This window comes from Phyllobacterium sp. P5_D12, assembly GCF_054049495.1.
Genome location: NZ_JBFUMG010000290.1, coordinates 1 through 5,586, shown reverse-complemented (window position 1 = coordinate 5,586; position 5,586 = coordinate 1). Strand labels below are relative to the sequence as shown.

Annotated in this window: 4 protein-coding genes; 1 reads left to right on the top strand and 3 read right to left on the bottom strand. The window is 56.8% G+C overall.

Annotated features, from left to right (window positions below):
- Positions 1 to 291 precede the first annotated feature (291 nt).
- Positions 292 to 1,323, bottom strand: coding sequence for a fatty acid desaturase (locus ACXJ5O_RS17380; protein ID WP_457300978.1), 1,032 nt, complete (start codon positions 1,321 to 1,323; stop codon positions 292 to 294).
- Between the two features lie 428 nt (positions 1,324 to 1,751).
- Here ACXJ5O_RS17380 and ACXJ5O_RS17375 point away from each other — a divergent pair, with 428 nt between their 5' ends.
- On the top strand, positions 1,752 to 3,923 hold the full coding sequence (locus ACXJ5O_RS17375) for a CHASE2 domain-containing protein (RefSeq protein WP_457300977.1): 2,172 nt from the start codon (positions 1,752 to 1,754) through the stop codon (positions 3,921 to 3,923).
- Positions 3,924 to 3,933: 10 nt separating this feature from the next.
- Here the strand turns inward: ACXJ5O_RS17375 and ACXJ5O_RS17370 are convergent, their stop codons facing one another.
- On the bottom strand, positions 3,934 to 4,956 hold the full coding sequence (locus tag ACXJ5O_RS17370) for a FecR family protein (protein WP_457300976.1): 1,023 nt from the start codon (positions 4,954 to 4,956) through the stop codon (positions 3,934 to 3,936).
- Positions 4,957 to 5,185: 229 nt separating this feature from the next.
- Positions 5,186 to 5,586, bottom strand: a 401-nt coding sequence (locus tag ACXJ5O_RS17365) for a DUF6632 domain-containing protein (protein ID WP_457300975.1), incomplete at its 5' end; no start/stop codon positions are given.

Sequence of the window (5,586 nt, the reverse complement as noted above, 5' to 3'; positions counted from 1 at the left end):
GCATTCGACGCGGCGCGTGCGTCGATCCAGGGCGCGGCAATAAAGGCCTATTCCCACGGACGCAAAACCATGTACGTTCTGACCGCAACGGACTTTCGTTAGTAGCGCCAACCTTTGGAAGCAAAGCGTGGACAGGATGGGACAGGCGCTCGTCTGCCATTTCGTTGGCCAGGATTGGAAACCGGAAAAACGTTCCTGTCCGCCTTGCCATCGCGTCCGGTTGACACAGTCATCACACTTTCCAGGGAGTCAACGACCCGCCTGGAAGATGGTTCCGAGCTTTCTCTTGGTTCAAGCCAGCTTTTTGGCCTCGCGAAACGAAATAAGCTTGCGACGATTTTCGTCCCAAAGGACGAGGTCAACGCAGCGAAGACTTTCCATGATGGTGATGCGGCCGACATCGCCGAGCTCCGGATAGTCTTTCAGCACTTCCGGAAGCCGGTAACAGGGAACCCTCGAGGACAAATGATGCACGTGATGAATGCCGATATTCCCGGTCATCCAGCGCAGCACGCCCGGCAGCACGTAATGCGAAGAACCATGCAGCGCGGCCTCTGCAAATTGCCACTCGGGACCGGACGACCAATGCGTTTCTTCGAACTGATGTTGCACGTAGAACAGCCAGATGCCGGCAGCGCCGGCTAGAGTGACGATCGGCAGATGGATCAGGAGAAACGGACCGACGCCAACCAGCCACATGAGAGATATCGCTAGAACCGCTATTCCGAGATTGGTTGCCATCGTCGAAACCCACGGCTCCAAGCCGGAACGCATCATGCCGAAGGGTAGTCGCTGTTTGAAGATGAAAAGCCAGATGGGCCCGATACCAAACATTACGGCTGGATGGCGATACAGCCTATACCCAAGCCGGCCCCAACGCGAGAGGGCGCGATATTCCGCAACGGTCAGCGTAGTAATGTCACCGTCGCCCCGCTCGTCAAGATTGCCGGCCGAAGCGTGATGCAAAGCGTGCGTACGACGCCAGTAATCATAAGGGGTCAGAGTCAGAACGCCGATCACTCGGCCGGTCCAGTCATCCGTATGACGATGCGCAAAAAAAGAGCCATGGCCGCAATCGTGCTGGATCATGAATAGCCGAAGCAGGAAGCCAGCTGCGGGCACAATCAATACCAGGCCCCACCAGTATCCATAGTGCACGGCGGCCCAGGTCAATGCCCAGAAAAAAGCGAACGGAATGACAGTAACAGCGAGTTCGAAGGCGCTGCGTCCTCTGTGCGGTTTACGGTAGCTGGAAAGGATCTTGAGCCAAGGACGATCGCCCGAGCCAATTGCAGGTAAAGTTTTAGCGGAAGTGGTTTTCATCGGCTATCATACCCTTGGCGTGCCAGCGCGCGCAAGATGTTTCGACGAGAAACATTTGGTGAATTCACAGCCGGTGATTTCTGTTTGGTTGTATGTACGACACCAACCGTGCGACGTCGTTTCAGGTTCATGGCTGGCTAGAGGCGAGGCCTGACGAAAGACCTTTTTGACTGGGGATTAAGCACCGAACCTCTGTACCAGGGGAGGGCAGGATGATGCACGGCTCTCGGCAACCCCTTCGTCAAATCACATTCGGGTGCGCCACTCTTTGCAATTTGATGGCAAATGATGTCCCGATTGCATAGAAGCCAAGAAAAATGCAGCATACCATTTCTGGCGCGGCGGCAGGCCATCAGATCGGACTTACTCCTCCGGGTGAGAACTCCTTGTCGTCAGGCTTTCGGTAGAAGGGGTCTGATACGGCATCCATGACGCGCGCGCAGCAAGTTGGCGTACTTATCGGCTTAGCGATCGTAGCGGCGCTCACGATCCTGCGGGCAAGTGACCCGCCACTGCTGAAGCAGGCCCGCGACCTCACATTCGACGAATATCAGCGCATCGCGCCACGAACATTCGAAAACCTGCCCGTCAAGGTCGTCGATATAGATGAAGCCTCGCTGCGGGAGTTCGGTCAGTGGCCATGGCCGCGGGACCGGCTTGCCACCTTGGTCGACAGGCTCACTGAAATGGGGGCATCTGCCATCGCGTTTGATGTTCTGTTCGCCGAGCCGGACCGTCTATCGCCGCGTACTGTCGTGCGAGACGTTGCCGGAATTGATCCCTCGCTGCTTGGTCAACTGCCTGATAATGATGAAATTTTTTCTCAAGCGATTGCCGGGAAACCTGTCGTCCTGGGCTTTGGTTTGTCTAACGAAGGGAATTATCGCCCACAGGTGAAGGCCGGCTTTGCCTTTACAGGTGAAAATCCTGCTGGCGCGCCTCCACGCATCAAGGCCGCGACGCCGTTGCGGCCGGAATTTGAAGCGAATGCCGCCGGCATCGGGCACATCAGCCTCAATCCCGGTGACCCATCGGCGGTGGTTCGCGCGGTTCCGCTTTTCCTGAGCGATGGCGAGCAACTCTATCCCAACCTCGCGCTTGAAGCGCTACGCGTCGCCCAAGGCGCTTCCACCTATGTGCTGGCAGGCGCAACCAACGTGCCTAACACCATAACCATGGTCAAAATCGGGGAATTCATGGTTCCGGTGACTGCCGAGGGTGAACTGTGGCTCTATATCACCCCTGATACCGCCGAGAGATATATTTCAGCCAGGCAGGTACTGGCGCCTGGAGGCGCCGCTCCCGAGATAAAGAACGCTATCGACGGCAGTATCGTATTTATCGGGACATCCGCTGCCGGGCTTCAGGACATCCGTACCACTGCCCTTGGACAGAACGTGCCTGGCGTTTCGGTGCACGCGCAAACCGTCGAGCAGATATTGTCGGGACGGTTTCTCTCGCGTCCAGATTGGGCAAATGGGCTCGAAATCCTGTCAATCGCAGCGATGGGAAGTCTGCTCGTGATATTGACGACTTTCGTTAGTCCTGCCGTCGCCTTGGTTTGCGGGCTGCTGATCACGGTCATGGCGCTTGTGGCGTCGTGGCTCGCCTTTTTCTACGCGGGCCTTTTATTTGATCCGCTGGCGCCCATCGTCAGCGGGTCGATAACGCATTTTGCAGCGACCTCGTTTCGCTTTCTAGTGATCGATCGCGAACGCCGGGCGGTCAGACGCGCATTTGGCCACTATCTTTCGCCTTCGCTGCTGTATCGCATCGAGCACACGCAGAATGCATTGCGCCTAGGAGGAGACGACCGGGAACTGACGGTTATGTTTGTCGACGTCCGCAACTTTACCGAAATCAGTGAGCGCCTGACCCCGGCAGAAGTCGTATTGTTCCTTAATACACTCCTTGATGCGCTTAGCCGTCATGTCATCGCCAACGAAGGGACTCTCGACAAGTTTATCGGCGACTCGATAATGGCCTTCTGGAACGCCCCTGTGGATGTAGCCAATCATGCCAACAAAGCGGTCCATGCCGCATTGGCCATGCGTGAGACGCTCGCGCGCCTTAATCAGGATAATGCGTTTGGCTTTGGAGACGAACAGAAGGTCGGAATAGGGATTGGTATCCATACCGGACTTGCATGCGTCGGAAACATGGGTGCGGAAACACGCTTCAATTATTCCGCCATTGGCGATGCGGTCAACATTGCAGCGCGCATCGAATCTTCGTGCAAGGAGGTCAGCTTTGACATTCTTGTATCAGACAGCACCGCCGAAATGCTGCCGGGCTATGCTTTGCTTGAAGCAGGCGCCCTCGCCTTGAAAGGGAAAAGTATGCGGACCAGGCTTTTCGCGGTTGTCGGTGATGAAAAGATCGGCGGAACTCCCGAATTTGTGCAACTGCGGGCTATCCACGCCCAACTCATCGAAGCCTTGCGGTTGCGGTCTTCAAGCAGTCGTAAATTCTTGCGGATCGTAAAATTGCAGGCGGTGGAACTCACAAGTGGTCTGCCGGAATTCTATCGCCGGATATCGCGCCGATCCGATCACTTCATCGATCAGCCGGCAGCGAAGGACCTGTCCCCTGGCATTTGATAGGATCCGGTTATCTGTTGTGCCTTGGTCCATTACCATCCCGGTTGTCGCGGCCTCTATCGTGATCGTGGCGATCTCTACCGCGCCGATCATCATCATGCCTGTCGTGGTGATGACGGTCTTTATCGTGGTGCCTGTCATGATGATGGTGCTTGTCAGGTTTATCCGGCTTGGACGGCGTATCAGGCGTCCTTGGCGTAGCGGGCGGATCGGGCGCATCGGAGGGTGCTGCAGCAGGCGGATCAGAAGCCCGAAGACTCTGAGGAGCAGGCGGATCGGGAGCTCGCGGACTTTGCGGGGCAAGACCGGGTGCCCTGGCTGGAGGAAGCGAGCCATTATCCGCGGGCTCCGCTGCCGCCATCGAAAGGCCGCACCCTGTGCCAGTTACTCCCAATCCTCCTGAGAGCTTCTGATTGCCCGACAGGAAGGGCAGTGCCTTCGTACTGCCCAGCGTCTTGAAGATGTTCCGATCGACGCGGCGGGTATCGGTTATTCGGCCATTGGGCTTGGCAACGACACAATCGCAACGGCGCTTCAGTTCTTTGCAGCCGCCCGCACCGCAAAATCGTGCCGAACCGTTCAACAGGACGACTGCTGTGGTTCCGTCCGGGCCCACGTAGAAGTCGAATGCGGTTCCACGTACGCCGATCGTTCCGGCAGGGGTCAGGATATTATAGGCCGACGATTTTGAATTTCCGCTGACCCAGCGAAACGTTCCCTTGGCAGCTTTGATCGTCAGATTTTTGACCGAGCTGGTGTCATCATAGACGAATTTATCGATCGTCACTGACGAGCCCCAGCCCACCGCCAGCTTGGTACCATCACGGAACAGGAATTGACCAAGGCCCGACTGAGAGGTCTTGATCCTTTCGTCGCGATGGACTGGCGTATCCACCGCGATAGGGCCGCCTCCACCAGTTACTTCCGTTTTGATAAGGACAGCCTCACCAACAGGCTCCGCCGCCATCGTCGGCAGCGGGCGTAAAAGCATCATACTGAGCGCCGCTACGGCGGCAGCACGCGAGTACGGCATTGGACCCCCATCTGAAGCCGAACATAGTACATGCGATAGAGACAAGTGTCCCTTCATCCTTATTGGTTAGAGAGCTTCCGGGTCAGGACTGCCCTGATCTTGCATTGGAGAAGGTCGGCAGGGGATAATCAGCGAGCGTCGACTGTTCAACCGGGATTGGCGCAGTGACGTCAGACTCCGCAAGTCGCGGTCAGATGTAGACGGACTTGCTATACCGACGTTCCGGCCTCTAGCCGTCGTTCGTTGCAGCGTGAGAATAGGTCAACCAGGCGAGCACCGCTGCCACGAATAGCAAGGCCGGCACGTCGCCCAGCATATGGCCCATATGCGCGCCGGGGCTGTAGGACTGGACCGCCATGGTCAGCGCGTGCACGACACTCGACCAAATCGTGAACTCTATCAGCGACCGATGCGCTATGGGATTGCGCGACGCACGGACCAAAAATATCCCCAGCGTTGCGTATATGCCCACGATCATCATGAAATAGTGCGAAGCGGTGGGCGGGCCATCATGCCAAGCCCAACCTGATGGCCAAATAATCGCGAGCGGATAGACCAGACAGAATACGACACCGAAGKCAAACAAAGCGATCTGTAAAAGTTTTAGCCGGGACATGGGCGCGCTACTTT